General features: G+C 55.8%; 26 protein-coding genes and 2 tRNA genes. 17 read left to right on the plus strand and 11 right to left on the minus strand.

Features of this window, described 5'->3' with window-relative positions; all coding sequences use genetic code 11:
- Positions 1-81 precede the first annotated feature (81 nt).
- On the minus strand, positions 82-687 hold the full coding sequence (locus IM314_RS05780; protein ID WP_041908539.1) for an ankyrin repeat domain-containing protein: 606 nt from the start codon (positions 685-687) through the stop codon (positions 82-84).
- A gap of 319 nt (positions 688-1006) precedes the next feature.
- Here IM314_RS05780 and IM314_RS05785 point away from each other — a divergent pair, with 319 nt between their 5' ends.
- Positions 1007-1936, plus strand: a complete 930-nt coding sequence (locus tag IM314_RS05785) for a LysR substrate-binding domain-containing protein (RefSeq protein WP_028014168.1) — start codon at positions 1007-1009, stop codon at positions 1934-1936.
- Here IM314_RS05785 and IM314_RS05790 read toward each other — a convergent pair.
- On the minus strand, positions 1933-2091 hold the full coding sequence (locus IM314_RS05790; protein WP_032644909.1) for a YqaE/Pmp3 family membrane protein: 159 nt from the start codon (positions 2089-2091) through the stop codon (positions 1933-1935). The two genes, IM314_RS05785 and IM314_RS05790, sit on opposite strands and share 4 nt — an antisense overlap.
- A gap of 179 nt (positions 2092-2270) precedes the next feature.
- Between IM314_RS05790 and IM314_RS05795 the strand changes: the two genes are divergently transcribed.
- Both IM314_RS05795 and IM314_RS05800 read left to right on the plus strand, forming a co-directional pair.
- The gene (locus tag IM314_RS05795) at positions 2271-2792 is read left to right on the plus strand and encodes a rhodanese family protein (protein ID WP_028014169.1); all 522 of its coding nucleotides are present in this window, start codon (positions 2271-2273) and stop codon (positions 2790-2792) included.
- Between the two features lie 79 nt (positions 2793-2871).
- Entirely contained in the window at positions 2872-3051 is a 180-nt protein-coding gene (locus IM314_RS05800; protein ID WP_028014170.1) for a hypothetical protein, read from the plus strand.
- 38 nt (positions 3052-3089) lie between these two features.
- On the opposite strand, the gene stpA is transcribed toward IM314_RS05800, so the two are convergent.
- Positions 3090-3494: a DNA-binding protein StpA gene (gene stpA / locus IM314_RS05805; protein WP_041908535.1), complete on the minus strand. Its 405-nt coding sequence runs from the start codon at positions 3492-3494 to the stop codon at positions 3090-3092.
- 493 nt (positions 3495-3987) lie between these two features.
- On the opposite strand from stpA, the gene alaE reads away from it, so the two are divergent.
- Positions 3988-4437, plus strand: coding sequence for an L-alanine exporter AlaE (alaE, locus tag IM314_RS05810; RefSeq protein WP_028014172.1), 450 nt, complete (start codon positions 3988-3990; stop codon positions 4435-4437).
- Between the two features lie 32 nt (positions 4438-4469).
- On the opposite strand, the gene IM314_RS05815 is transcribed toward alaE, so the two are convergent.
- A complete protein-coding gene (locus IM314_RS05815; RefSeq protein WP_023308923.1) occupies positions 4470-4814 on the minus strand; it encodes a DUF2002 family protein in 345 nt (114 codons plus the stop codon).
- Positions 4815-4974: 160 nt separating this feature from the next.
- Here IM314_RS05815 and IM314_RS05820 point away from each other — a divergent pair, with 160 nt between their 5' ends.
- The 13 genes from IM314_RS05820 (at position 4975) to leuA (ending at position 19694) form a co-directional block, all read left to right on the plus strand.
- Complete coding sequence (locus IM314_RS05820) at positions 4975-5301, plus strand: DUF883 domain-containing protein (RefSeq protein WP_023308924.1); 327 nt, start codon at positions 4975-4977, stop codon at positions 5299-5301.
- Positions 5302-5544: 243 nt separating this feature from the next.
- Positions 5545-5784: a glutaredoxin-like protein NrdH gene (nrdH, locus tag IM314_RS05825; RefSeq protein WP_041908533.1), complete on the plus strand. Its 240-nt coding sequence runs from the start codon at positions 5545-5547 to the stop codon at positions 5782-5784.
- Complete coding sequence (gene nrdI / locus IM314_RS05830; RefSeq protein ID WP_041908531.1) at positions 5781-6191, plus strand: class Ib ribonucleoside-diphosphate reductase assembly flavoprotein NrdI; 411 nt, start codon at positions 5781-5783, stop codon at positions 6189-6191. Before nrdH ends, nrdI begins: the two co-directional genes overlap by 4 nt.
- Complete coding sequence (gene nrdE / locus IM314_RS05835) at positions 6164-8308, plus strand: class 1b ribonucleoside-diphosphate reductase subunit alpha (protein ID WP_150144955.1); 2145 nt, start codon at positions 6164-6166, stop codon at positions 8306-8308. The genes nrdI and nrdE overlap by 28 nt, the downstream gene beginning before the upstream one ends.
- A 9-nt stretch (positions 8309-8317) precedes the next feature.
- Positions 8318-9277, plus strand: a complete 960-nt coding sequence (gene nrdF, locus IM314_RS05840; RefSeq protein WP_045260892.1) for a class 1b ribonucleoside-diphosphate reductase subunit beta — start codon at positions 8318-8320, stop codon at positions 9275-9277.
- A 332-nt stretch (positions 9278-9609) separates the two neighbouring features.
- Positions 9610-10812, plus strand: coding sequence for a glycine betaine/L-proline ABC transporter ATP-binding protein ProV (gene proV, locus IM314_RS05845; protein ID WP_045260893.1), 1203 nt, complete (start codon positions 9610-9612; stop codon positions 10810-10812).
- Positions 10805-11869: a glycine betaine/L-proline ABC transporter permease ProW gene (gene proW / locus IM314_RS05850; protein WP_193358397.1), complete on the plus strand. Its 1065-nt coding sequence runs from the start codon at positions 10805-10807 to the stop codon at positions 11867-11869. Before proV ends, proW begins: the two co-directional genes overlap by 8 nt.
- A gap of 9 nt (positions 11870-11878) precedes the next feature.
- Positions 11879-12874, plus strand: a complete 996-nt coding sequence (gene proX, locus IM314_RS05855) for a glycine betaine/L-proline ABC transporter substrate-binding protein ProX (RefSeq protein ID WP_047364379.1) — start codon at positions 11879-11881, stop codon at positions 12872-12874.
- Between the two features lie 172 nt (positions 12875-13046).
- Positions 13047-14231 carry an MFS transporter gene (locus tag IM314_RS05860; RefSeq protein ID WP_028014180.1) on the plus strand — a complete coding sequence of 395 codons (1185 nt, stop codon included), beginning with the start codon at positions 13047-13049 and terminating at the stop codon, positions 14229-14231.
- Between the two features lie 315 nt (positions 14232-14546).
- Complete coding sequence (gene mprA, locus IM314_RS05865) at positions 14547-15077, plus strand: transcriptional repressor MprA (protein ID WP_041911975.1); 531 nt, start codon at positions 14547-14549, stop codon at positions 15075-15077.
- A gap of 128 nt (positions 15078-15205) precedes the next feature.
- A complete protein-coding gene (gene emrA / locus IM314_RS05870; RefSeq protein ID WP_021241959.1) occupies positions 15206-16378 on the plus strand; it encodes a multidrug efflux MFS transporter periplasmic adaptor subunit EmrA in 1173 nt (390 codons plus the stop codon).
- A 16-nt stretch (positions 16379-16394) separates the two neighbouring features.
- On the plus strand, positions 16395-17942 hold the full coding sequence (gene emrB / locus IM314_RS05875; RefSeq protein ID WP_028014182.1) for a multidrug efflux MFS transporter permease subunit EmrB: 1548 nt from the start codon (positions 16395-16397) through the stop codon (positions 17940-17942).
- 96 nt (positions 17943-18038) lie between these two features.
- Positions 18039-19694, plus strand: coding sequence for a 2-isopropylmalate synthase (gene leuA / locus IM314_RS05880; RefSeq protein WP_193358398.1), 1656 nt, complete (start codon positions 18039-18041; stop codon positions 19692-19694).
- Here leuA and IM314_RS05885 read toward each other — a convergent pair.
- The 7 genes from IM314_RS05885 to IM314_RS05915 form a co-directional block, all read right to left on the minus strand.
- Entirely contained in the window at positions 19681-20445 is a 765-nt protein-coding gene (locus IM314_RS05885) for a helix-turn-helix domain-containing protein (protein WP_060572370.1), read from the minus strand. The two genes, leuA and IM314_RS05885, sit on opposite strands and share 14 nt — an antisense overlap.
- 53 nt (positions 20446-20498) lie before the next feature.
- A complete protein-coding gene (gene luxS, locus IM314_RS05890; RefSeq protein ID WP_008499539.1) occupies positions 20499-21014 on the minus strand; it encodes an S-ribosylhomocysteine lyase in 516 nt (171 codons plus the stop codon).
- Positions 21015-21167: 153 nt separating this feature from the next.
- Complete coding sequence (gshA, locus tag IM314_RS05895) at positions 21168-22712, minus strand: glutamate--cysteine ligase (protein WP_041908520.1); 1545 nt, start codon at positions 22710-22712, stop codon at positions 21168-21170.
- Between the two features lie 83 nt (positions 22713-22795).
- Entirely contained in the window at positions 22796-23224 is a 429-nt protein-coding gene (locus IM314_RS05900) for a YqaA family protein (RefSeq protein ID WP_047364384.1), read from the minus strand.
- A complete protein-coding gene (gene yqaB, locus IM314_RS05905; RefSeq protein WP_047364386.1) occupies positions 23221-23787 on the minus strand; it encodes a fructose-1-phosphate/6-phosphogluconate phosphatase in 567 nt (188 codons plus the stop codon). Before yqaB ends, IM314_RS05900 begins: the two co-directional genes overlap by 4 nt.
- Before the next feature lie 126 nt (positions 23788-23913).
- Positions 23914-23990, minus strand: a tRNA-Arg gene (locus tag IM314_RS05910).
- Positions 23991-24054: 64 nt separating this feature from the next.
- Positions 24055-24131, minus strand: a tRNA-Arg gene (locus IM314_RS05915).
- Position 24132 lies beyond the last annotated feature (1 nt).

The raw sequence follows: 24132 nt of genomic DNA on the forward strand, positions 1-24132 counted from the left end.
GGGGCCGCCGTCGCGCAGAATGCACGTCGGTAAAAATACTGTTTGAATTAACGGCCAGCCGGACGTGGCTGGCCGAATGCGTTATGCGCCCGCCGCCAGCAGCAGATCGGCTATGGCATCGAAGCCTTTTTCCCGCGCCAGTTCGAGCGGGGTTTTGCCGTATTTATCGGTCATGTGCGGATTCGCGCCGTGATCCAGCAGCAGCTTCACAATTTCCTGCTGCTTTGCGCCGCCGTCATTCAGCACGATGGCTTCCAGCAGCGGCGTCCAGCCGACAAAGTTAGTGTGGTTGACGTTGATATCGGTTTTTTCCAGCAGCTCGCGCACGATTTCAACGTGGCCTTTTTCACTGGCAGGGGTAATGCCCACGCCGCCGAAGCGCGTCAGACGGTCGAGATCCGGATTCGCCGGAAGAACGATGCGCAGCAGGGTTAAATCATTGGTCAGGCAGCTTATCAGGAAGGGGTTAAAACAGGTCTGGTCCTGTTTATCAATATCCGCGCCGGCGGCAATTAAAAATTCCACGCAGGCATAATGCTTTTTCAGGCTGGCAATAATAATGGCGGTTCTTTTCTGGCGGTTGGTGGCGTTAATATCCACGCCGTTATCCAGGCAGGCTTTTAGCGCGTCGATGTTGCCCTCTTCTGCCGCCAGCAGAAATTCCGTAACGAGTGCGTTTGCAGACATATCCAGTCTCCCAATGTTTCACTTCTGATGACCTGAGAATAGCAACAGCCTGGTCACAAAAGAATCCGCTTAAAAATGATTCATCGACACGCAATTCATTGTTGAGTTAAATTCAACAGTCAGGCTAAAACGTGCGTCTGTGCAACCTTTTTCTTATGGTTTACCGCTTTTTAGCGCCTCAGACAGCATTATCCTTATGGTTGTAAAAGCCTTGCAGGACGCGGCTCCGCGTAAATAGTCAGAACTGTGACACACTTCAAATATGATGTAACGGCGCCGTTAAAATATGTTCAAAACTGATGGCTGAGGATGCTGTGATATGAATTCCATCTTTACCGAAGAGAACCTGCTGGCCTTCACCACCGCGGCACGCTTCGGCAGCTTCAGCAAAGCCGCCGCCGAGCTGGGTGTGACGACCTCCGCCATTAGCTACACCATTAAACGCATGGAGACCGGGCTGGACGTGGTGCTGTTTGTGCGCAACACGCGCAGCATCGAACTGACGGAGTCCGGGTTTTATTTTTACCGTAAGGCCACCGACCTGCTGAACGACTTCCACGCCATCAAGCGCGGGATTGATACCATTTCGCAGGGCATCGAGGCGCGAGTGCGCATCTGCATTAATCAGCTCTTGTATACGCCGCGCCATACCGCGCGTTTGCTGCAGGTGCTGAAAAAGCAGTTTCCCACCTGCCAGATCACGGTGACGACCGAGGTGTATAACGGCGTCTGGGATTCGATCATCAACAATCAGGCCAACATCGCGATTGGCGCGCCGGATACGCTGCTGGACGGCGGCGGGATTGATTACACCGAAATTGGCGCCATTCGCTGGGTGTTTGCCATCGCGCCGGAACATCCCCTCGCCTTTGTTCCCGAACCGATAGCGGAGAGCCAGTTGCGCCTGTACCCCAACATCATGGTGGAAGATACAGCGCATACCATCAACAAGAAGGTCGGCTGGCTGCTGCACGGGCAGGAGGCGATTCTGGTGCCGGATTTCAACACCAAGTGCCAGTGCCAGATTCTGGGGGAAGGGATTGGCTTTTTGCCGGAATACATGGCAAGAGAAGCGATGGAAGACGGTCTGCTCATCACGCGGCGTATTAACAATCCGCGTCAGGACTCGCGCATGCTGCTCGCCACGCAGCATGCGGCGACCGGCCAGGTGACGCGCTGGATCAAACAGCAGTTTGGCCCGGAAGGCGTATTAACCGGTATATACAGTGATTTACTGTGGCGTGCTTAGTTTTTCGTCTGCACCCAAAACGCGTGGATAAGGCCCGGGAAGTAACCCAGGATGGTCAGAAGGATGTTCAGAATAAACGCCCAGCCCAGTCCCTTGCCAAGCAGCACGCCCAGCGGCGGGAGAATAATCGTAAAAACAACGCGCCAAAAACCCATAATCACTCCGTGCAAGCTAACCAATTGAAAATTAAAAAGAGACATTTCTCTAAGCATAGCCAGTTTACGGGTTACTGCCATTCGTCTCTCGCGCTTTTACCTGCCTTTACCCTCTTTACACTGGCTTAAGCCCTTCCTTAAATGTTCTACTACTCATAAATTGACCGTAAGGAAACACCATGTCTCTTTCTCTTATTTCGCCACAGCAGGCGAACGCGCTTATTAAAGAAGGCGCAAAACTGATTGATATTCGCGATCCCGATGAGTATGCCCGCGAGCATATTCCGGCAGCACGCTCCATACCGCTGGATTCTTTACCCGGCGGGCTCAACGCTGCCCCTGGTGAAACGGTGATTTTCCACTGTCAGTCCGGGACACGGACATCAAACAATGCTGCGCGACTTGCGCAGGCAGCGTTGCCGGCTCAGGCCTTCGTGGTTGAGGGGGGCATTCAGGGCTGGAAGCAGGCCGGGCTGCTGACCGTTGAAGATAAATCCCAGCCGCTCCCGCTGATGCGGCAGGTACAAATTGCCGCCGGGCTGCTGATCCTCTGCGGCGTGGTGCTGGGTTATAGCGTCTCCAGCGGCTTTTTCCTGCTAAGCGGTTTCGTCGGTGCCGGGCTGCTGTTCGCCGGTGTGACAGGTTTTTGCGGTATGGCACGGTTGCTGAAAGTGATGCCGTGGAACCGTCATACCTCATAAGCAGTAATCAATGAATTACGCTGTACCCGGCATCAGACGTCGGCTAAGGTGAAGATCGCTAAAACGATGAGGAGGTTATATGTTTTCTGTCGGTGATTATGTGCAACCGCTTAAAGGCGGCCCAAAGCTGAAAGTGCTCGAAGTGAACGGTGAAAACGTGGTGGCGGTACAGGCCAGCAATGAACAAGGCGAGAAATATACGCTGAAAGCGGCCGATTTGGCGCCGTATACCGAAGAAGGTGATTTCGGCGTCTGCTGAACAGACAACCGGGCGGCTTGTTCCGCCCGGTCCACGTATTAGATCAGAAAATCATCCAGTGATTTACCCTCTGCCAGCGCGCTGGCAATAGGCTTCGGCGTGCGGCCCTGGCCGGTCCACGTTTTTTCTTCACCGTTCTGGTCAATAAAGCGATATTTCGCTTCACGCGGTTTACGCTTTTTAGTCGGTTTACCCGCCTGCGCCAGTTCTGAACCCAGCAGGTCAGTCGGAGAAATACCATCGGCTTTCATCAGTTCCAGCAGGGTATTAATTTTTTCCTGCTGTTCAGCGCGCTGCTGCTCTAATTCCGCCAGCTCATTGCGTTTTTCTTCAGTAACGACCCTGACCTTTTCCAGCATTTCCTCAAGAACGTCCAGGGTTAATTCTCGCGCCATCGCGCGCAGGGTTCGGATATTATTAAGATTCTGTAACGTCAAAGACATATTATTGAAAACCTTTTCTTTGGGGTAAATAGATAAATCGCCCCAAGAATAATTCATTTCAGTTGAAATATCTACCCAAGGATCCAAACGGGCATAAATGTAAATATATTTAAATATCGCCGTTAATAATAGCGCATAGCATTGGCGGGAAACACGTAGATCTAATCACTGAATCAATATAAATGGTCAACTTTAATCCAAATCACAGCATACTGCGCTCACATCAGGGGAGTGGATTTCTGCGTCAAAAGCAAAACACATAAGACACTGATTTATATAAGTAAAACATTTGATGAGACAGATTATAACGAACCGGATAAAAAACAATCAATTTTAGAGAATTTTGTGGACAAAAGGCGAGTAAATAAAAATTAATCACTAGTTGTTAGTTCAAACATAGAGATATACGCTATACACCTCAAACAAACCAACCTAAAGCACTAGCCGCTGAAGGAAAACCGATTCCACTGCGTTCTTCTCAAGGAGTTCAGACATGTTCTCGCCGCAATCTCGCCTGCGCCACGCGGTGGCGGATACTTTCGCGATGGTTGTCTACTGTTCCGTTGTGAACATGCTGATTGAAATATTCCTCTCCGGAATGACCTTCGAGCAGTCACTTTCTTCTCGTCTGGTGGCGATCCCGGTCAATATTATTATCGCATGGCCTTACGGGCTATACCGCGATGCCGTTATGCGTTTCGCGCGCCGCATCAGCCCGGCGGGCTGGATGAAAAATCTTGCCGACGTGCTGGCGTACGTCACGTTCCAGTCGCCGGTCTACGTGGCTATTCTCCTGACAGTGGGCGCGGACTGGCACCAGATCGCCGCAGCGGTCAGTTCGAATATCGTGGTATCAATGCTGATGGGTGCGGTATACGGCTATTTCCTCGACTACTGCCGCCGCCTGTTTAAGGTCAGCCAGTATGGCCAGGTAAAAGCGTAATGTGAAGCGACTGGCGAAAGCCAGTCGCAGATTTACTGTACGTCGCCAAACAGTCCCTTCAGAAACCGCTCCAGCGCCATACGCGAACTGAAACCGTGCGGAATACCATAATGCTCATGCCGTTCACCGCCTAAATAGAGCGGAAATTGCTGATAGTGATCGCAGGTTTTAATATCCGAGGCAGGCTCAGCAAATGACAGACTTCTGTCTTTCAGCGTCGGGTGAATAATGAGAGCGGTACGTCCCATCCTGGCTTCACGATTAACATAAACATAATTCTCGCCGCGGCGATATCCATACGCTTTTGGCGTCACCTCATCCATGGTGAATCCCTCTTTTTCAAGAACGCGTGCCACCTCGTCAGGTCGTAAATACATATCTTTTCCTCGTTATCTTTTCCTGCCCGGCAACCTTACAGTAATCAGCATTAGCAGGGCTTTCAGAATAGTCCATAAACTGGCGGATAACGCGTGACGCGCTTCAGATATTAAATTTCTGAACTAAACTAAACGGGAACACAAAATTACGGAGGATCGTATGTTTAACAGACCGAACCGAAACGATATTAACGACGACGCGCAGGATATTCGTAATGATGTCAGCCAATTAGCGGACACGCTTGAGGAAGTGCTGAAATCCTGGGGATCGGATGCGAAGGATGAAGCAGATGCTGCGAAACGTAAGGCTCAGTCTCTGCTCCGTGAAACCCGCGCCCGTATGAACGGACGTTCACGCGCTACGCAGGCGGCCTGCGACATGGCAAGCTGTGCTACGACCTTCGTACGTGAAAAACCACTGTGTACGCTGGGAACCGTCGCGGCGGTCGGCATTTTTGTCGGAGCCCTGCTCAGCCTGCGTAAGTAAGCCCGCATTCTCAACCCCGGTAGCCTCAGGCGCCGGGGCTTTTTTATGCCTGTAAGCCTGAAAAACCCGTACAGCCCGCCCTGCCCCGCTGTGCTCATCACCAGGGCAATATTAATCTGAATTTCCCATATCTTGTATGGTTGAATCTTTTCTCAACTACATCTAGTATTCCCTTAAGAAAGACACACACTCTATGACGCGTTAACTCGCGCCGTTTTCTCATTCTAAATGGAAATACGAATCATGAGCATTATTATTTACACTCGTAACGATTGTGTTCAGTGCCACGCCACCAAACGGGCGATGGAGAGCCGCGGCGTGGCGTTTGAGATGGTAAATATCGACCTGGTGCCCGATGCCGCGGATACCCTGCGCGAACAGGGATTTCGTCAGCTTCCGGTAGTGGTTGCCGGTGATACCAGCTGGTCTGGCTTTCGCCCGGACATGATTAACCGCCTGAGCGCTCAGGCCACGCGTGCATGAGTGGGCTGGTCTTCTTCTCCAGCAGCTCAGAAAACACGCTGCGCTTTATTGAGCGCCTCGGGCTGCCAGCGGTGCGTATTCCGCTCAATGAGCGGGAGCGCATTCAGGTAGACGAACCTTACATACTGGTGGTGCCCAGCTATGGCGGCGGCGGTACGGCAGGAGCAGTACCTCGCCAGGTGATCCGCTTTCTGAACGATCCTCATAACCGGGTACTGATTCGGGGCGTGATCGCGGCGGGCAATCGTAATTTTGGCGATGCCTTTGGCCGCGCCGGGGATGTCATCTCTCAAAAATGCGGCGTGCCGTATCTCTATCGTTTTGAACTGATGGGGACACAGCAGGACGTAGAAAACGTGCGTAAAGGAGTGAACGAATTTTGGCAACGACAACCGCAGAACGGGTAATTCAGGCGACGCCGGACTACCACGCATTAAACGCGATGCTTAACCTCTATGACCGGGAGGGGCGCATTCAGTTTGGCAAAGATCGCGAGGCGGTAGAGGCTTTTTTCGCCGCCCACGTGCGGCCCAACAGCGTGACGTTTGCAAGCCAGAATGAACGTCTCGACTATCTGGTTAACGAGGGCTACTACGAGGAGCGCGTCCTGGCCCGCTACGATCGTCCCTTCGTGGTAAGACTGTTTGAACGTGCGCACGCCAGCGGTTTTCGCTTCCAGACGTTTCTTGGCGCATGGAAGTATTACACCAGCTACACCCTGAAAACCTTCGACGGCAAACGCTATTTAGAAAGCTTTGAAGATCGCACCGTGATGGTGGCCCTGACGCTGGCCCAGGGCGATGAAGCGCTGGCTGAACGGCTGACGGAGGAGATCCTCTCCGGCCGCTTCCAGCCCGCTACGCCCACCTTCCTCAACTGCGGCAAGGCCCAGCGCGGCGAGCTGGTCTCCTGCTTCCTGCTGCGCATCGAAGACAATATGGAGTCGATTGGCCGTGCGGTGAACTCGGCGCTGCAGCTTTCCAAACGCGGCGGCGGCGTGGCGTTTCTGCTCTCGAACCTGCGGGAAGCGGGCGCGCCGATCAAACGCATCGAAAACCAGTCTTCCGGCGTCATCCCGGTGATGAAGATGCTGGAAGATGCCTTCTCCTACGCCAACCAGCTTGGCGCGCGCCAGGGGGCGGGGGCGGTTTACCTGCACGCGCACCACCCGGACATCCTGCGTTTTCTCGATACCAAGCGCGAAAACGCCGACGAAAAAATCCGCATCAAAACCCTGTCGCTCGGCGTGACGATCCCGGATATCACGTTTAAGCTGGCCAAAGAGAATGCCGACATGGCGCTCTTCTCGCCGTATGACGTGGAGCGGATCTACGGCAAAGCGTTTGGCGACGTGGCGATAAGCGAGCTTTATGACGAGCTGGTTGCAGACGATCGCATCCGCAAGAAATACATCAACGCCCGCGATTTCTTCCAGACGCTTGCGGAAATTCAGTTTGAATCCGGCTATCCGTACATCATGTACGAGGATACGGTAAACCGCGCCAATCCGATTGCCGGGCGCATCAACATGAGCAACCTGTGCTCGGAAATTTTGCAGGTCAACAGCGCCTCCGCTTACGACGAAAACCTGGACTACGCGGAGATCGGCAAAGATATCTCCTGCAACCTCGGGTCGCTCAATATTGCCCACACCATGGATTCGCCAGATTTTGGCCGCACGGTGGAGACTGCCGTTCGCGGGCTGACGGCGGTATCGGACATGAGCCACATCCGCAGCGTGCCGTCCATCGAGGCGGGCAACGCCGCATCGCACGCCATCGGCCTGGGGCAGATGAACCTGCACGGCTATCTGGCACGGGAAGGCATCGCCTACGGCAGCCCGGAAGGGCTGGATTTCACGAATCTCTATTTCTACACCGTCACCTGGCATGCGCTGCATACCTCAATGATGCTGGCGCGCGAGCGCAACCAGCGGTTCGCAGGCTTTGAGCAGTCGCGCTACGCCAGCGGGGCGTATTTCAGCCAGTATCTGGAAGGCGACTGGCAGCCGAAAACCGAAAAAGTGCGCGCGCTGTTTGACCGCGCCGGCATTACCCTGCCGACGCGCGAGATGTGGCAGCAGTTGCGCGACGACGTGATGCGCTACGGCATTTATAACCAGAACCTGCAGGCGGTGCCGCCAACCGGTTCGATTTCCTACATCAACCACGCCACGTCGAGCATTCACCCGATCGTGTCGAAGATTGAAATTCGTAAGGAAGGCAAAACCGGACGCGTCTACTACCCTGCCCCGTTTATGACCAATGAAAACCTGGCGCTGTACCAGGACGCGTACGAGATCGGCCCGGAAAAAATCATTGATACCTACGCCGAGGCCACGAAGCACGTGGACCAGGGGTTGTCGCTGACGCTCTTCTTCCCGGACACCGCTACCACGCGGGATATCAACAAAGCGCAGATTTACGCCTGGAAGAAAGGCATCAAAACGCTGTACTACATTCGCCTGCGCCAGCTTGCGCTGGAAGGCACCGAAATCGAAGGCTGCGTGTCCTGCGCGCTGTAAGGAGAAAGGATGAAACTGTCACGCGTGAGTGCCGTTAACTGGAACAAGATTCAGGACGATAAAGACCTGGAGGTGTGGAACCGCCTGACCAGCAATTTCTGGCTGCCGGAAAAGGTGCCGCTCTCCAATGATATTCCAGCCTGGCAGACGCTGAGCCACGCCGAACAGCAGCTGACGATCCGCGTCTTTACCGGCCTGACGCTGCTGGACACCATTCAGAATACCGTCGGTGCGCCCGCTCTGATGAGCGACGCGCTGACGCCGCACGAAGAGGCGGTGATGTCGAACATCAGCTTTATGGAGGCGGTGCACGCCCGCTCCTACAGCTCGATTTTCTCCACGCTGTGCCAGACCAAAGACGTGGACGCGGCCTACGCCTGGAGCGAAGAGAGCGCGTCATTGCAGCGCAAGGCGGAGCTGGTGCTGGAGTATTACCGCGCCGACGAGCCGCTGAAGAAGAAGATCGCCAGCGTGTTCCTGGAATCCTTCCTCTTCTATTCCGGCTTCTGGCTGCCCATGTACTGGTCGAGCCGGGGCAAGCTCACTAACACCGCCGATTTGATTCGCCTCATTATCCGTGACGAGGCGGTGCACGGGTATTACATCGGCTATAAGTATCAGAAAGGGCTGGAGAAAGTCAGCCCGGAAAAACGCGAGGAACTCAAGGGTTTCGCCCTCGATTTGCTGATGGATCTGTATGACAACGAGTTGAGCTATACCGAAGAGCTGTACGCCGGAACGGGCTGGGAAGAGGACGTGAAGGCGTTTCTCTGCTACAACGCGAACAAAGCGCTGATGAACCTGGGCTACGACGCGCTTTTCCCGCCGGAGATGGCGGAGGTAAACCCGGCGATCCTCGCGGCGCTGTCGCCCAATGCGGACGAAAACCACGATTTCTTCTCCGGGTCCGGATCGTCGTACGTGATGGGTAAAGCGGTGGAGACAGAAGATGAGGATTGGGATTTTTAATGTATGAATTAACGTTCATTAATTAAATATAAATCTCATTATTTCCACACCACTATTTCACCAGGCACTACACTGTAATTTCCCCGTCATATTCGCCTGAATCACTCCGATTCAGGCGAATTTCCCGACGCAGCAGCAAAAAATTGAGAAAAATTCAAACCGTCCTCAGCCCTTTATTCATGGGAAATTCAGCCGTTTCGCTTGCAGCAAAATTCCGGCGTCAGGCCAACTCAGGGTTGTCTCAGATTCTCAGTATGTTAGGGTTATGCCCGTTAACAATTTACCATGGTAATCATATCGACATAAACAAATAACAGGACACTCTCTATTGCATGGCAATTAAATTAGAAGTGAAAAATCTTTATAAAATATTTGGCGAGCACCCGCAGCGCGCATTCAAATATATTGAGAAAGGCCTTTCGAAAGAGCAAATTCTGGAAAAAACCGGGCTGTCGCTTGGCGTTAAAGACGCCAGTCTGGCCATTGAAGAAGGCGAGATTTTTGTCATCATGGGGTTATCCGGTTCGGGTAAATCCACTATGGTTCGCCTTCTCAATCGCCTGATTGAACCCACCCGCGGACAGGTGCTGATTGACGGCGTGGATATCGCCAGAATCTCAGACGCAGAACTCCGCGAGGTGCGCAGAAAGAAGATCGCAATGGTGTTTCAGTCATTCGCGCTGATGCCGCATATGACGGTGCTCGATAATACCGCCTTCGGTATGGAATTAGCCGGCACGCCCGCTCAGGAACGTCAGGAAAAAGCCCTGGATGCTTTGCGTCAGGTTGGGCTGGAAAATTACGCTCATGCCTACCCGGACGAGCTTTCGGGCGGGATGCGTCAGCGCGTCGGATTAGCCCGCGCGTTAGCCATTAATCCAGACATATTATTAATGGATGAAGCCTTCTCCGCCCTCGATCCTTTAATTCGCACCGAGATGCAGGATGAGCTGGTAAAATTACAGGCCAAACACCAGCGCACCATTGTCTTTATTTCTCACGATCTCGATGAAGCCATGCGTATTGGCGATCGCATTGCCATTATGCAAAATGGCGAAGTGGTGCAGGTCGGCACGCCGGATGAAATTCTCAATAATCCGGCAAATGATTACGTGCGCACCTTCTTCCGCGGCGTGGATATTAGCCAGGTATTTAGCGCGAAAGATATTGCCCGACGAACGCCAAACGGCATTATTCGAAAAACGCCAGGCTTCGGCCCGCGCTCCGCGCTGAAGCTGTTGCAGGATGAAGACCGTGAATACGGTTATCTGGTTGAACGCGGCAATAAATTTGTCGGCGTTGTCTCCATCGACTCTCTGAAAACCGCCCTGAGCGAAAACCAGGGAATCGATGCGGCGTTGATTGACGCTCCGCTTGCCGTGGATGCCGAAACGCCGCTCAGCGAGTTGCTCTCTCACGTGGGTCAGGCGCCTTGCGCCGTGCCGGTTGTCGGTGAAGAACAACAGTACGTTGGCATCATCTCAAAACGGATGTTGCTACAGGCTTTAGATCGCGAGGGGGCAAACAATGGCTGATCAATCAAACCCATGGGGTACCACTGAAGCGGCGGATAACGCTGCACAATCCGCCGACGCGTGGGGTTCCACGCCCGCACCTGCCGACGGCGGCGGCGCGGCAGACTGGCTGAACAGCGCACCCGCGCCTGCGCCAGAGCACTTCAATATTATGGATCCGTTCCACAAGACGCTGATCCCGCTGGACAGCTGGGTGACGGAGGGGATCGACTGGGTGGTCACGCACTTCCGCCCGGTTTTCCAGGGGATCCGCATCCCGGTGGATTACATCCTGAACGGCTTCCAGCAGCTGATGCTGGGCATGCCGGCGCCCGTGGCGATTATCCTGTTCTCCCTGATCGCCTGGCAGTTTGGCAGCGCCGGGATGGGTGTCGCCACGCTGATTTCGCTGATTGCCATCGGCGCGATTGGGGCCTGGTCGCAGGCGATGATCACCCTGGCGCTGGTGCTGACCGCCCTCCTCTTCTGCATTGTCATCGGCCTGCCGATGGGGATCTGGCTGGCGCGCAGCCCGCGGGCGGCGAAGATTATTCGTCCCCTGCTGGATGCGATGCAGACCACCCCGGCGTTCGTCTATCTGGTGCCTATCGTGATGCTGTTCGGCATCGGTAACGTGCCGGGCGTGGTGGTGACCATTATCTTCGCCCTGCCGCCAATTATTCGCCTGACTATCCTGGGCATTAACCAGGTGCCTGCGGATCTGATTGAGGCCTCGCGCTCGTTCGGCGCCAGCCCGCGTCAGATGCTGTTTAAGGTTCAGCTTCCGCTGGCGATGCCGACCATTATGGCGGGCGTTAACCAGACGCTGATGCTGGCGCTGTCCATGGTGGTGATCGCCTCGATGATCGCCGTTGGCGGTCTCGGCCAGATGGTGCTGCGCGGTATTGGCCGTCTCGACATGGGGCTGGCGACCGTCGGCGGCGTCGGGATTGTGATCCTCGCCATTATCCTTGACCGCCTGACCCAGGCTGTCGGTCGTGATTCACGCAGTCGCGGCAACCGTCGCTGGTACACCACCGGCCCTGTCGGGTTACTGACCCGCCCATTTACAAAATAAGGAACAACGATGCGACATAACGTACTTTTTGCCACAGCGTTTGCCACCCTTGTCTCCACCAGCGCGTTTGCCGCTGACCTGCCGGGCAAAGGCATTACCGTGCAGCCGGTGCAGAGCACCATTTCAGAAGAGAGCTTCCAGACCCTGCTCGTCAGCCGCGCGCTGGAGAAGCTCGGCTACACGGTTAACACGCCGAGCGAAGTGGATTACAACGTGGGCTACACCTCGATTGCCTCCGGTGACGCCACCTTTACCGCAGTGAACTGGCAGCCGCTGCACGACGACATGTATGCCGCCGCCGGTGGTGACAAGAAATTCTACCGCGAAGGCACCTTCGTGACGGGCGCAGCGCAGGGGTATCTGATCGACAAGAAAACCGCCGACCAGTACCACATCACCAATATTGAACAGCTGAAAGATCCGAAGATCGCCAGACTGTTCGACACCAACGGTGACGGTAAAGCCGACATGATGGGCTGCTCGCCGGGCTGGGGCTGTGAAGCGGTGATTAACCACCAGAACAAAGCCTTCGATCTGGCGAAAACCGTCGACGTGAGCCACGGCAACTACTCCGCGATGATGGCCGATACCATTGCCCGCTTTAAGGAAGGCAAGCCGGTGATCTACTACACCTGGACGCCATACTGGGTGAGCGACGTGCTGAAGCCGGGTAAAGACGTGGTGTGGCTGCAGGTGCCCTTCTCCTCCCTGCCGGGCGAGCAGAAAGATATCGACACCAAACTGCCGAACGGCATGAACTATGGCTTCCCGGTGAACACCATGCACATCGTGGCGAACAAAGCCTGGGCGGAGAAAAACCCGGCTGCGGCGAAGCTGTTCTCGGTGATGAAGCTGCCGCTGGCGGACATCAACGCCCAGAATGCGATGATGCATGCGGGCAAATCCTCTGAGGCGGATGTCAAAGGCCACGTGGATGGCTGGATCAAAGCCCACCAGCAGCAGTTTGATGGCTGGGTGAAAGAGGCGCTTGCGGCGCAGAAGTAAAAACACAACACAACCTTACCCCTCACCCCGGACCGTACACCCCTCTGGGGAGAGGGTTAGGGTGAGGCGATTAACCGCACAAACACACACATAACAATCCCCCAACATTCACAATCATTAGCTATTATGGTTTCCGGAAAAATAATCACTTAACTCACGATTCCTGAAACTAATGACAAAAACATCTCAGGGGCTTAGCCCCGCACTCATCCTTTTAATGTCCGTGGCAACGGGTCTGGCAGTCGCCAGCAACTATTACGCACAACCTCTGCTTGATACTATCGCGCGCGCCTTTGATCTCTCAGCCAGCTCCGCCGGCTTTATCGTCACCGCTGCGCAGCTAGGCTATGCGGCAGGGCTGCTGTTCCTGGTGCCATTGGGCGATATGTTTGAGCGCCGGATGCTTATCGTCTCTATGACGCTTCTGGCGGCAGGCGGCATGCTGATCACCGCCAGCAGCCAGTCGCTGACGATGATGATCGTCGGTACCGCGCTAACGGGGCTTTTCTCCGTCGTGGCGCAAATCCTGGTGCCTCTCGCCGCAACGCTCGCCTCGCCGGAAAAACGCGGCAAAGTGGTCGGCACTATCATGAGCGGCCTGCTGCTGGGCATTCTGCTGGCGCGAACCGTTGCCGGGCTGCTGGCAAGCCTCGGCGGCTGGCGCACCGTTTACTGGGTGGCGAGCGTATTGATGGTGGTGATGGCGCTGGCGCTGTGGCGCGGGCTGCCGAAGGTGAAGCAGGAGAACCACCTGAATTACCCGCAGCTTCTGGCCTCCGTGTTTAGCCTGTTCACGCAGGATAAACTGCTGCGCACCCGCGCTCTGCTGGGGTGTTTAACCTTCGCCAACTTCAGCATTCTCTGGACGTCGATGGCATTTCTGCTGGCCGCACCGCCGTTCAATTATTCCGAAGGGGTGATTGGTCTGTTCGGTCTGGCCGGTGCAGCAGGTGCACTGGGCGCTCGCCCGGCAGGCGGGCTGGCTGATAAAGGCAAATCGCACATGACCACGACAGCCGGACTGATTTTGCTCCTGCTCTCCTGGGCGGCCATCTGGTATGGGCACGTCTCGGTGCTGGCGCTGATCGTCGGTATTCTGGTGCTCGATCTCACCGTACAGGGTGTGCACATCACCAACCAGACCGTGATTTACCGCGTGAAGCCCGAGGCGCGTAACCGCCTCACGGCCGGATACATGACCAGCTACTTCATTGGTGGTGCGGCGGGTTCGTTAATATCAGCGTCGGCGTGGCAGCATGCCGGCTGGTCAGGTGTGTGCGGGATAGGGGCACTCGTCGCCGCGCTTAACCTGGTTGTATGGTGGCGCGGCTATCATCGTCAGGAAGCAATTCATTAAGTTTTACATTGCTTTGGGCCTCTTAGGGTGTAAAGGGGCCCGGCAGTCTGTTAATGTAAACGTAATCATTTATCCCAGAAATTTTAATGTGGGTGACATATCTACAATTGGCATGAATAGTTCAGACCCCCGTCCCCACATCCTCTCTTCAGCGGGTTTATACCCTACGCTTTCTGTGCTCACCGGGTCACGGACTTACCCGGCGCTCTTTGATGGTGGCATTCGTTTGGCGGATATAACCGCACAAATAATTCATTTACATTATTTGTCACCATCGTTACTATATCGGCTGTAATTAATGAGGTTATGCCCAAAATGGATAGTTCGTTTACGCCCATTGAACAAATGCTTAAATTCCGCGCCAGTCGTCATGAGGACTTCCCGTATCAGGAAATCCTGCTGACACGCCTGTGCATGCACATGCAGGGTAAGCTACTGGAAAATCGTAATAAAATGCTGAAAGCTCAAGGGATTAACGAGACGTTGTTTATGGCGTTGATTACGCTGGAGTCTCAGGAAAACCATAGCATTCAGCCTTCTGAGCTGAGCTGCGCGCTGGGATCGTCCCGTACCAATGCGACCCGTATTGCCGATGAGCTGGAAAAGCGCGGCTGGATTGAGCGCCGTGAAAGCGATAACGATCGCCGCTGCCTGCATCTGCAATTGACCGATAAAGGTCACCAGTTCCTGCGTGAGGTGCTGCCACCTCAGCACAATTGCCTGCACAAACTCTGGTCTGCCCTCAGTACTTCCGAGCGCGACCAGCTTGAGCACATCACTCGCAAGCTGCTCACCCGTCTGGACCAGATGGATGAAGAAGGCGCTGTTCTTGAGGCGCTGCGCTAACGCGACGACACGCTCAACAATCCAGATTTATATAAGAAAACCGACAGGCCAGCACGTCACACTGCTGGCCTTTCTGACAACAGGTCGGCTCAGCCGATGTGAAAATAAGAAGATCGTGGAGAACAACAATGAGCGCAAATGCGGAGAGCACTACCCCGCAGCAACCGGCCAATAAGAAAGGCAAACGTAAAAGTGCCCTTCTTCTGTTGACCTTGCTCTTTATTATTATTGCCGTGGCATATGGGATCTATTGGTTTTTAGTATTGCGTCATGCAGAAGAGACTGACGACGCATACGTGGCAGGGAACCAGGTACAGATTATGGCGCAGGTGTCGGGCAGCGTGACGAAAGTCTGGGCTGACAATACCGACTTTGTGCAAAAAGGCGATGTGTTGGTGACCCTCGATCCAACCGACGCCCAGCAGGCATTTGAGAAAGCCCAGACCGCGCTGGCCTCCAGCGTCCGTCAGACCCGCCAGCTGATGATCAACAGTAAACAGCTGCAGGCCAACATCGACGTGCAGAAAACCGCACTCGCGCAGGCGCAGAGCGACCTGAACCGCCGTGTACCGCTCGGCACGGCCAACCTGATTGGCCGTGAAGAGCTGCAGCACGCCCGCGACGCCGTCGCCAGCGCTCAGGCACAGCTGGATGTGGCCATTCAACAGTACAACGCCAACCAGGCGATGGTGCTCGGCACCAGCCTCGAAAACCAGCCCGCCGTACAACAGGCGGCGACTGAAGTACGCAACGCATGGCTTGCCCTGCAGCGTACCAAAATCGTCAGCCCGATGACCGGCTACGTCTCCCGCCGTTCCGTCCAGCCAGGGGCGCAGATTAGTCCGACCACGCCGCTGATGGCGGTCGTGCCGGCAGACAACCTGTGGGTAGACGCCAACTTTAAAGAGACGCAGCTCGCCCATATGCGTATCGGCCAGACCGCAACCGTGGTCAGCGATATCTATGGCGATGACGTGAAGTACACCGGGAAAGTGGTGGGTCTGGATATGGGGACCGGCAGCGCCTTCTCCCTGCTGCCTGCGCAAAACGCCACCGGTAACTGGATTAAAGTGGTTCAGCGTCTGCCCGTGCGTATCGAGCTGGATGCCAAACAGCTGGCGGATCACCCGCTGCGTATCGGCCTCTCCACGCTTGTGACGGTCGATACCGCCAACCGCGACGGTCAGATCCTGGCAAGCCAGGTGCGTAGCAGCCCGGTTTATGAAAGTAACGCCCGTGAAATTAGCCTCGATCCGGTCAACAAACTGATCGATGACATCGTGAAGGCAAACGCCGGTTAATCCGAAGGTGAGCGTTATGCAACAGCAAAAGCCGCAAAAACCGCTGGAAGGCGCGCAGCTGGTCATTATGACCATTGCGCTGTCGCTGGCGACATTCATGCAGGTGCTGGACTCCACCATCGCAAACGTGGCGATCCCAACCATCGCCGGTAACCTTGGCTCGTCGCTGAGCCAGGGGACCTGGGTCATTACTTCGTTTGGGGTGGCAAACGCCATCTCCATCCCTATCACCGGCTGGCTGGCGAAGCGCGTCGGTGAGGTGAAGCTGTTCCTCTGGTCCACGGTAGCGTTTGTTCTTGCCTCCTGGGCGTGCGGCATGTCCAGCAGCCTGACGATGCTGATTTTCTTCCGCGTCATTCAGGGGATTGTCGCCGGGCCGCTGATCCCGCTGTCGCAGAGTTTGCTGCTGAGCAACTACCCCCCAGCAAAACGTTCGGTCGCGCTGGCGCTATGGTCAATGACCGTTATCGTCGCGCCTATCTGCGGACCGATTCTGGGCGGGTACATCAGCGATAACTACCACTGGGGCTGGATCTTCTTTATCAACGTACCGATTGGCGCCGTCGTGGTATTGATGACGCTGCAGTCGCTGCGGGGACGAGAGACGCGCACCGAACAGCGCCGTATCGACAGCATCGGGCTGGCGCTGCTGATCCTGGGTATCGGCAGTCTGCAGATCATGCTCGACCGCGGTAAAGAGCTCGACTGGTTCAACTCGCAGGAGATCATCATCCTGACCATTGTCGCGGTGGTGTCGATAAGCTTCCTGATTGTCTGGGAGCTGACGGACGACAACCCGATTGTCGATCTCTCGCTCTTCAAATCGCGAAACTTCACCATCGGCTGCCTGTGTATCAGCCTCGCCTATATGCTCTACTTCGGCGCGATTGTTCTGCTGCCGCAGCTGTTGCAGGAGGTGTATGGCTATACCGCGACCTGGGCGGGTCTGGCCTCAGCGCCCGTTGGGGTGATCCCGGTTCTGCTGTCGCCGATTATTGGCCGCTTCGCCCACAAGCTCGACATGCGTCGGCTGGTGACGTTCAGCTTCATTATGTACGCCGTGTGCTTCTACTGGCGCGCGTATACCTTTGAGCCGGGAATGGACTTTGGCGCCTCGGCGTGGCCGCAGTTCATTCAGGGCTTTGCGGTGGCGTGCTTCTTTATGCCGCTGACCACCATTACGCTCTCTGGCCTGCCGCCTGAGCGTCTGGCGGCGGCATCAAGCCTGTCGAACTTCACCCGTACGCTAGCGGGTTCCATCGGGACGTCGATCACCACCACCCTGTGGACCAACCGTGAATCGATGCACCATGCCCAGCTGACCGAAGCGGTGAACCCGTACAATCCGAATGCCCAGCAGATGTACAGTCAGCTTCAGGGCATGGGGATGACGGAGCAGCAGGCATCCGGCTGGATTGCCCAGCAGATCACCAACCAGGGGCTGATTATCTCGGCAAACGAGATTTTCTGGATATCAGCGGGGATCTTCATCGTCCTGCTGGGGCTGGTGTGGTTTGCCAGACCGCCGTTTGGCGCCGGTGGCGGCGGCGGAGGGGCGCACTAATTCGCGTTGTCCAGAACGCGACAGCGATTGTCAGTTTCGATAAAGCAGCGCTCCTGAAATCACTTCACGATAGTGAAAAGACAACAGGAGCGCATCATGCTGAACACACCCGCCAACAAATACCAGCCTTATCCCACCGTTTCATTGCCCGACCGCCGCTGGCCGGAGCAGACCATCACCCGCGCGCCGCGCTGGCTTTCGACAGACTTACGCGACGGCAACCAGGCGCTTGCCGAGCCGATGGACAGCGCGCGCAAGCTGCAGTTCTGGGATTTGCTGCTGGGCTGCGGATTTAAAGAGATTGAGGTCGCCTTCCCGTCCGCCTCGCAGACCGACTTCAACTTTGTCCGCCAGCTCATCGAAGAGAACCGCATTCCGGATGACGTCACGATTCAGGTGTTAACACAGGCGCGGGAAGATCTTATCCATCGTACTTTTGAATCCCTGCGCGGCGCGAAGCAGGCCACCGTCCACCTGTATAACGCCACCGCCCCGCTGTTCCGCCGCCTGGTGTTCGGCATGGAGAAAGCGCAGATCGTCGAGCTGGCCACCCGCGCCACGCGGCTTATCCGCCAGCTTTGTGAAGAGAACCCTGAAACCCGCTGGCAGTACGAGTACTCCCCGGAAACCTTCTGCTTTACCGAGCCGGAGTTTGCGCTGGAGATTTGTGAAGCCGTGGCGGAGATCTGGCAGCCGTGCGATGAACGGCCAATGGTGATCAACTTACCCGCTACCGTCGAGGTCAGTACGCCGAACGTCTATGCCGATCAGATAGAGTATTTCTGCCGCCACTTCAGCCGTCGCCGCGACGTTTGCATCAGCGTGCATCCGCATAACGACCGCGGAACGGGCGTCGCCAGCGCGGAGCTGGCGGTGATGGCCGGGGCCGACCGCGTAGAGGGCTGCCTTTTTGGCAACGGCGAACGCACGGGCAACGTTTGCCTGGTAACGCTGGCGATGAACCTCTACAGCCAGGGCATTAGTCCCAATCTGGACTTTAGCGATATGAATCGGGTGGTCGAAACGGTAGAGGCCTGCAACCAGTTGCCTGTCCATCCGCGCCATCCGTGGGCAGGACGGCTGGCCTATACCGCCTTCTCCGGCTCGCACCAGGACGCCATTAAGAAAGGCTTTGATGCCCGCAGGCCTGGCGATCGCTGGGAGATGCCCTATCTGCCCGTCGATCCGCAGGACATCGGCTGCACCTACGAAGCGGTGATCCGCGTGAACAGCCAGTCAGGAAAAAGCGGCAGCGCCTGGCTTATTGAGCAAAACCACGGCCTGAAGCTGCCCCGCGCCCTGCAGCAGGATTTTAGCCAGCACGTGCAGCAGGAAACGGATCGCCACGGGAAAGAAATGACGCAGAACGCGCTGTGGCAGCTATTCCGCACCCGCTACGGGCTGGTAACGACGCCGCAGCTGGCGCTGCAATCCTACCGCAGCGACGGCCAGCAGAACGGCCAGCTGCGGCTGACGGCAAGCGTCGTCACGCAGGGGGGAACGCGCCAGCTGGAGGGTCAGGGCAACGGTCTGCTCTCCGCTGCCGCGCAGGGCCTGAGCCGCTGGGTCAACGCGCCGTTTGTGATTAAGGATTATCACGAACATACGCTGGGCGAACGCAGCGACAGCCGTTCGGTGGCCTATATCCGCTGCCTGTTCCAGGACGGCACCAGCAGCTGGGGCGTGGGCATTGACAGCGACGTGGCGCGCGCGTCGCTTCAGGCGCTGTTTAACGCGGTTAGTCGTTCTTAAAGTAATCGCTGGGTGAGATACCCATCGCCCGGCGGAACATCGCCGTAAAGGCGCTGTGGCTGCCGTATCCCAGATCCAGCGCCACGCGCAGCACCGGCTGGCCCTGCGCCAGCCGCACTAAGGCTTCCAGCAGGCGCGCCCTTCTCACCCACTCGCCGTAGCTTAACCCGGTCTGCTGCTGAAAATGGCGGTTCAGCGTACGCTCGCTCATGCCGAGCAAGCTCGCGCTCTGTTGACCGCTCCAGCTTTCACCTGGTAACTGACGGATCTGCCGACACAGCTGGCGTAACGCTTCACTTTCCGGTTCCGGCAGGTGAAACGGCAGCACCGGCATGATGCGAATTTCATCCAGAATGAGCTCATACACGCGCTCGTCACGGCTTCCCGGCGAGTACGATTCCGGTAGCGTCAGGGAGGTGAGGATCAGCTCGCGCAGCAGCGGGGAGATCTGCACGATCTGACAGGTCGCCGGGAGATCGGCTCGCGCCAGCGGATCGATAAACAGCGTGCGGGCTGCAACGTTGCCGGTGATGCGAAGCGAGTGCTGTGTTCCCGCCGGTAGCCAGACGCCGCGCCCGGGCGGCACTACCCAGCAGCCGGATGCGGTATCGACCCGCACGACGCCCGTCAGGCTGTGCAGCAGCTGCGCGCAGTCGTGCTCATGCCACGGCTCGCTATCGCCATGAGCATAATCATGCGAAAACGGCACAAGCGGGCGATGGGTAAAGGAGAAGGTGGTGGTTGTCGTCATGAGGATTGTAGGCCCGGCCAGCGAAGCGCCACCGGGCATCCACAGGCACAATACTAGATGTGCAGTTCCTGCAGTTTTTCTTTTGGCAGGGCCAGCTCTTCATTGCTGTTCACGCGAACGTCACGCTCGATGATGTGACGGGCAATTTCCTGGGCTTCTTCCAGAGAGTGCATCTGGTAAGTGCCGCACTGGTAAACGTTCAGCTCAGGGATCTGGTTCTGCTCTTTCACTTTCAGCACGTCTTCCATCGCCGCTTTCCACGCATCGGCGACGCGTTTCTCTTCAGGCTGACCAATCAGGCTCATGTAGAAGCCGGTACGGCAGCCCATCGGAGAGATGTCGATGATCTCAACGCCGTTGCCGTTCAGGTGGTCACGCATGAAACCGGCGAACAGGTGTTCCAGGGTGTGAATGCCTTTCTCCGGCATCACTTCTTTATTCGGCACGCAGAAGCGCAGATCGAAGACGGTGATCGTGTCGCCGTGCGGGGTGTGCATGGTCTTCGCCACGCGGACTGCAGGTGCTTCCATACGGGTATGGTCGACAGTAAAGCTATCTAATAACGGCATACGTCACCTCCGATAGTGATTTTTTTTTAAATAAACTGAACTCTTCTACAGAATGCACGTCTGAGTATATGAAAGACGCGCATTTGTTATCATCATCCCTGAATTCAGAGATGTATATTTTGGCCACAGCGATGTGGCCTTTTTCTTTTCTGCTTAAGCCTGCTTCGCCAGAAACGCCTCAAACGACTCCGTATCCGCCGCTTCAACCTCTTTCTGACGCACCAGGGACGCGTCGCGCTCCGCGACAAAATCCGCTTCGCTCAGGATCTCTAACGGCTCCTGCATCAGCATCTCACGGTACTCCGCTGAGAGTGAACGCCCCGTGCCGCCAATCCCCTGCTCGATCATGGTGCGCAAAATGCGCGCAGAGAACGTCAGTTCCGGGTTATCAAAGCATTCAACCAGCTGGTCGCAAATCTGTTGATACGCGTCGCCGCCGTCGATGCTGTCCAGGGTGCGGGCAACACGCTTCAGGTCACGGAACAGATCCTTACCAACCTTAGCCAGCGGGAACTGCGCCGTTTCGCAGCCAATACCCAGCGTCAGACCCGGTTTACGGCCTTCCAGAATCACGCGGTTCCAGTTCGTGCGCGTACAAAGCAGTTCGTCTGAACTCATTTCCGGCGCATCCGCCAGCGCGCACCAGACCATAAACAGATCCAGGAAGCGAACCTGCTGCTCGTCAACGCCAATCGGTGAGAACGGGTTGATGTCCAGCGAGCGCACTTCAATGTATTCAATGCCGCCGCGCTGCAGCGCATCCGACGGCGTTTCACCGCTGCGCGTCACGCGCTTCGGACGAATTGGCGCATACAGTTCGTTTTCAATCTGCAATACGTTGCTGTTGATTTGCAGGCGCTTTCCGTCTTTTTCGAGGCCGATTTTCGCGTACTCTTCCGACGGAGTTTTAATCGCCCGCTTCAATCCTGCCACATATTCGTGCAATTCGTTAAACGTAATACCGAGATTGCTTTGCGATTTATTGGTATAGCCCAGATCGCTCATGCGCAGAGAAGTCGCGTACGGGAGATAGTACATGCCACACTCGGTTTTTTCGAACGGCAGCGTGGTCGGTTTCCCCTGCAGGAACGATGAACAAATGGCAGGCGACGCGCCAAACAGATACGGAATCACCCAGCCAAAACGGTAATAGTTGCGGATCAGACGGAAATAACCGGCGGAGATCGCTTCTTTATCCGTTTCTCCCCCCTTCGCCTGCCAGAACGCCATCGGCAAAGAGAAATTGTAGTGCACGCCAGAGATCGTCTGCATCAGCGCGCCGTAGCGATTTTTAAGACCTTCGCGATAGAGCGTTTTCAGCCGACCAATGTTTGACGTGCCGTACTGCGCCAGCTCAATCTCCTGGCCCTGCTCGATATAGCACGGCATGCTGAGCGGCCACATACGTTCATCGCCGAGATTGCGCGCGGTGTAGCGATGGATGTCGCGCAGGATCGTCAGCATATGATCAATATCGCCGTCCACCGGCGTAATGAACTCCAGCAGCGCTTCAGCGAAATCGGTTGTGATCCATTTATGTGTCAGCGCCGAGCCTAACGCCTTCGGGTGACCCGTCGTCGCTAAGCTACCGTCCGCGTTAACGCGCAGCGTTTCACGCTCAAGACCACGCTGAATACCCTTCAGAGCCTGAGGGTGGTTTTCCAGCCAGGCCAGCGCCTGAGATACGTCCGGGATCAAATTGACCTCCCGCCTGTCAAAGTAATGTTACTCAGCATAATTGTAATGGTTGACGATTGAAGGTCGCGTATTCATTCCACCAATTAGTGCCACCACGTCATACCCTGTAGTGTTGCCCACGCCACGAGAACATAGCGCAACGCCTTGCCAAGGCACAAAAAAAAGAGCACCGGTCCCCAGGAGATCCGCATCCATCCCGCCAGCAGACACAGTAAATCGCCTATTACAGGCATCCAGCTTAATAACAGCGTGGCAGCGCCATAGCGTTTTAGCCAGCCGACTGCCTTTTCCTGCCAGCGCGATTTTTCGCGCAGCGGAAAGAAACGCCCAAGAATAACGTTAGTCAGCCCTCCAAGGCTATTACCCATTGTTGCTATTAATACAAGCAGCCAGGGCTGACTCACGCCGGACAACAGCATCGCCACCAGCACCACTTCCGAATTGCCCGGTAACAGCGTGGAGCTTAAAAAACTGCTGGCGAATAATGAGGCAAGTGACAGCGCGTCACTCACAGTAAGCGAACGTCCACCGCCGCCATTCCGGCATCACGCGCGGCCTGAATGCCAAAATCAGCATCTTCAAACACCACGCATTTTGCGGGTGGAACACCCATTAATTCTGCGCAGAGCAGGAAGGTATCCGGTGCGGGTTTGTGATGCTTAACATGATCGGCAGCAACGACGGCAGAAAAATAGTGGCGCAGGCCAAGGTGGTTGAGTAGCGCTTCAGCAATCGCGCTCTCGCTGCCCGTGCCGACAGACATAGGACGACGCCCGTGCCACTCCTTGACGACGTCAATGAGTGGTAGAGGCTGCACGGTGTCTAACAGTATGGCTTTTACCGCATCGGTTTTTTCACGCGCGAGCTGATGCGGGTCGAGATCGGCCTGATTCAGCTCAATCACGGCCTGTGCGATACGCCAGGTGGGCGATCCGTTGAGGGCAATCATCGCCTGTAAATCGAAACGCATACCGTAACGGCCCAGGACGTCGGTCCAGGCCTGACGATGCGTGGGTTCGGTATCCAGGAGGGTGCCGTCCATGTCGAAGATCAAACCGTCATACTGTGCGTACATCGTGCTCTCGCTAAACGATTAACAAAGCATTACTTTATCGTAAAAGGGGATTTTTGTCGCTGATTGCGAAGTGATAACAATGAGAGTGATTAAGAACTAAACATCGAAGGGGATCACTAGAAGAGATGGTGCATCCGGGAGGATTCGAACCTCCGACCGCTCGGTTCGTAGCCGAGTACTCTATCCAGCTGAGCTACGGATGCATCAGGATTTACTACTGTACTGCTCGATATTCACATCACTTCGAAAGCAATATGAAGTAATAGATGGTGCATCCGGGAGGATTCGAACCTCCGACCGCTCGGTTCGTAGCCGAGTACTCTATCCAGCTGAGCTACGGATGCA

The sequence above is a fragment of the Enterobacter cloacae complex sp. P42RS genome (assembly GCF_014930595.1).
Classification (GTDB): domain Bacteria; phylum Pseudomonadota; class Gammaproteobacteria; order Enterobacterales; family Enterobacteriaceae; genus Enterobacter; species Enterobacter bugandensis.

What these genes read in the sequence shown, in the direction of transcription:
- IM314_RS05780 (WP_041908539.1), bottom strand. Translation starts at nt 687, where the DNA reads ATGTCTGCAAACGCACTCGTTACGGAATTTCTGCTGGCGGCAGAAGAG.
- IM314_RS05785 (WP_028014168.1), top strand. Translation starts at nt 1,007, where the DNA reads ATGAATTCCATCTTTACCGAAGAGAACCTGCTGGCCTTCACCACCGCG.
- IM314_RS05790 (WP_032644909.1), bottom strand. Translation starts at nt 2,091, where the DNA reads ATGGGTTTTTGGCGCGTTGTTTTTACGATTATTCTCCCGCCGCTGGGC.
- IM314_RS05795 (WP_028014169.1), top strand. Translation starts at nt 2,271, where the DNA reads ATGTCTCTTTCTCTTATTTCGCCACAGCAGGCGAACGCGCTTATTAAA.
- IM314_RS05800 (WP_028014170.1), top strand. Translation starts at nt 2,872, where the DNA reads ATGTTTTCTGTCGGTGATTATGTGCAACCGCTTAAAGGCGGCCCAAAG.
- stpA (WP_041908535.1), bottom strand. Translation starts at nt 3,494, where the DNA reads ATGTCTTTGACGTTACAGAATCTTAATAATATCCGAACCCTGCGCGCG.
- alaE (WP_028014172.1), top strand. Translation starts at nt 3,988, where the DNA reads ATGTTCTCGCCGCAATCTCGCCTGCGCCACGCGGTGGCGGATACTTTC.
- IM314_RS05815 (WP_023308923.1), bottom strand. Translation starts at nt 4,814, where the DNA reads ATGTATTTACGACCTGACGAGGTGGCACGCGTTCTTGAAAAAGAGGGA.
- IM314_RS05820 (WP_023308924.1), top strand. Translation starts at nt 4,975, where the DNA reads ATGTTTAACAGACCGAACCGAAACGATATTAACGACGACGCGCAGGAT.
- nrdH (WP_041908533.1), top strand. Translation starts at nt 5,545, where the DNA reads ATGAGCATTATTATTTACACTCGTAACGATTGTGTTCAGTGCCACGCC.
- nrdI (WP_041908531.1), top strand. Translation starts at nt 5,781, where the DNA reads ATGAGTGGGCTGGTCTTCTTCTCCAGCAGCTCAGAAAACACGCTGCGC.
- nrdF (WP_045260892.1), top strand. Translation starts at nt 8,318, where the DNA reads ATGAAACTGTCACGCGTGAGTGCCGTTAACTGGAACAAGATTCAGGAC.
- proV (WP_045260893.1), top strand. Translation starts at nt 9,610, where the DNA reads ATGGCAATTAAATTAGAAGTGAAAAATCTTTATAAAATATTTGGCGAG.
- proW (WP_193358397.1), top strand. Translation starts at nt 10,805, where the DNA reads ATGGCTGATCAATCAAACCCATGGGGTACCACTGAAGCGGCGGATAAC.
- proX (WP_047364379.1), top strand. Translation starts at nt 11,879, where the DNA reads ATGCGACATAACGTACTTTTTGCCACAGCGTTTGCCACCCTTGTCTCC.
- IM314_RS05860 (WP_028014180.1), top strand. Translation starts at nt 13,047, where the DNA reads ATGACAAAAACATCTCAGGGGCTTAGCCCCGCACTCATCCTTTTAATG.
- mprA (WP_041911975.1), top strand. Translation starts at nt 14,547, where the DNA reads ATGGATAGTTCGTTTACGCCCATTGAACAAATGCTTAAATTCCGCGCC.
- emrA (WP_021241959.1), top strand. Translation starts at nt 15,206, where the DNA reads ATGAGCGCAAATGCGGAGAGCACTACCCCGCAGCAACCGGCCAATAAG.
- emrB (WP_028014182.1), top strand. Translation starts at nt 16,395, where the DNA reads ATGCAACAGCAAAAGCCGCAAAAACCGCTGGAAGGCGCGCAGCTGGTC.
- leuA (WP_193358398.1), top strand. Translation starts at nt 18,039, where the DNA reads ATGCTGAACACACCCGCCAACAAATACCAGCCTTATCCCACCGTTTCA.
- IM314_RS05885 (WP_060572370.1), bottom strand. Translation starts at nt 20,445, where the DNA reads ATGACGACAACCACCACCTTCTCCTTTACCCATCGCCCGCTTGTGCCG.
- luxS (WP_008499539.1), bottom strand. Translation starts at nt 21,014, where the DNA reads ATGCCGTTATTAGATAGCTTTACTGTCGACCATACCCGTATGGAAGCA.
- yqaB (WP_047364386.1), bottom strand. Translation starts at nt 23,787, where the DNA reads ATGTACGCACAGTATGACGGTTTGATCTTCGACATGGACGGCACCCTC.